1 protein-coding gene and 1 pseudogene are annotated in these 1,229 nt (G+C 68.6%); both read right to left on the bottom strand.

The window, feature by feature from the left end; genetic code table 11:
* Positions 1-842, bottom strand: an 842-nt coding sequence (selB, locus tag JV551A3_RS04345) for a selenocysteine-specific translation elongation factor (RefSeq protein WP_133978362.1), incomplete at its 3' end; no start/stop codon positions are given.
* Positions 839-1,229, bottom strand: a pseudogene (locus JV551A3_RS04340) (L-seryl-tRNA(Sec) selenium transferase); the annotation flags it as partial. The pseudogene JV551A3_RS04340 and the gene selB, both read right to left, overlap by 4 nt.

Below are 1,229 nucleotides of genomic sequence, written 5' to 3'. Positions count from 1 at the left end.
CCCGGCAACAGGTTCAGCTCGATATCCACCCGCACGCTGGGCGCATGCAGCCACTCGGGCACCAGCCAGTCACCCCGGCGCACCTGCTCCACCGCCAGGCGTTCTGCAGCGATGTTCAGTGCCACCCGCTGGCCCGCCCCGGCCACCAGCGCGGCCTGGTTCTGCGCATGCAGGCCACGCACCCGCACCGGTTTACCGGCCTTGCCTAGCAACAAGGTGTCGCCGGCACTGACTTGCCCGGCCAGCGCCGTACCCGTGATCACTACACCCGCACCGGTAACAGCGAAAGCGCGGTCGACGGCCAGGCGGAAACCGCCGCGCACGCTGCGCTGACGCACGCGCTGTTGGGCGGCCAGCAAGGCCTGGCGCAAGGCATCGATACCTTCGCCGGTCACACTCGACAATGGAAACTGCCGTGCACAGGCATATGGGCCCGGCGCCAGTAGTTCGCTGACCTCTGCCTGCACTTCGGCCAGGCGGGCAGGCTCTACCCGGTCGCATTTGCTGATCGCCACAAGAGCCTGTGGGATGCCCAGCAGCTCGATGATCGCCAGGTGCTCGCGGGTTTGTGGCATCACTCCGTCGTCGGCCGCCACCACCAACAGCACCAGGTCGATGCCGTGGGCGCCGGCCAGCATGTTGTGGATAAAGCGCTCATGGCCCGGTACGTCGATGAAACCAGTCAGCGCTGCCCCTTCGGTAAGCGCCGCATAGCGGTAGCCGAGGTCGATGGTCATACCACGGGCGCGCTCCTCCTGGCGATGGTCACCGGCCTGCCCGGTCAGGGCCTGGAGCAGTGCGGTCTTGCCATGGTCGATGTGGCCGGCGGTACCAACGATCACTGTACCGGCCCCAGTTGCAGGGCGGGCAACTGCGCCAGCCACTGGGCCTCATCATCCAGCTGGCGCAGGTCCAGCCACAAGGCGTCGTCGGCGATGCGGCCGAGCACCGGCACCGGCAAGTCACGCAAGGCCCGCTCCAGCACATGCAGGCTGCGCCCGCGCAGCTTCTTCGACACCTGCGGGCGCAGGCACAATGCTGCGCTCGGCAGGCGGGCCACCGGTTGGCTGCCGCTGCCGATCATGCCCAACGCCGGCTCCACGCTGAGCACCCATTGCTCGCCCAAGCGGGCCTTGAGTTCTGGCGCCAGGCGCTCGGCCTGGGCCTGGATTTCGGCTTGGCTGCGGGTCAGCAGGCGCAGGCTGGGCAGGCGCTCGGCCAGGCGGTCG

The sequence above is a fragment of the Pseudomonas inefficax genome, from assembly GCF_900277125.1.
GTDB classification, from domain to species: domain Bacteria; phylum Pseudomonadota; class Gammaproteobacteria; order Pseudomonadales; family Pseudomonadaceae; genus Aquipseudomonas; species Aquipseudomonas inefficax.
This window is presented reverse-complemented; position numbering and strand designations above follow the sequence as displayed.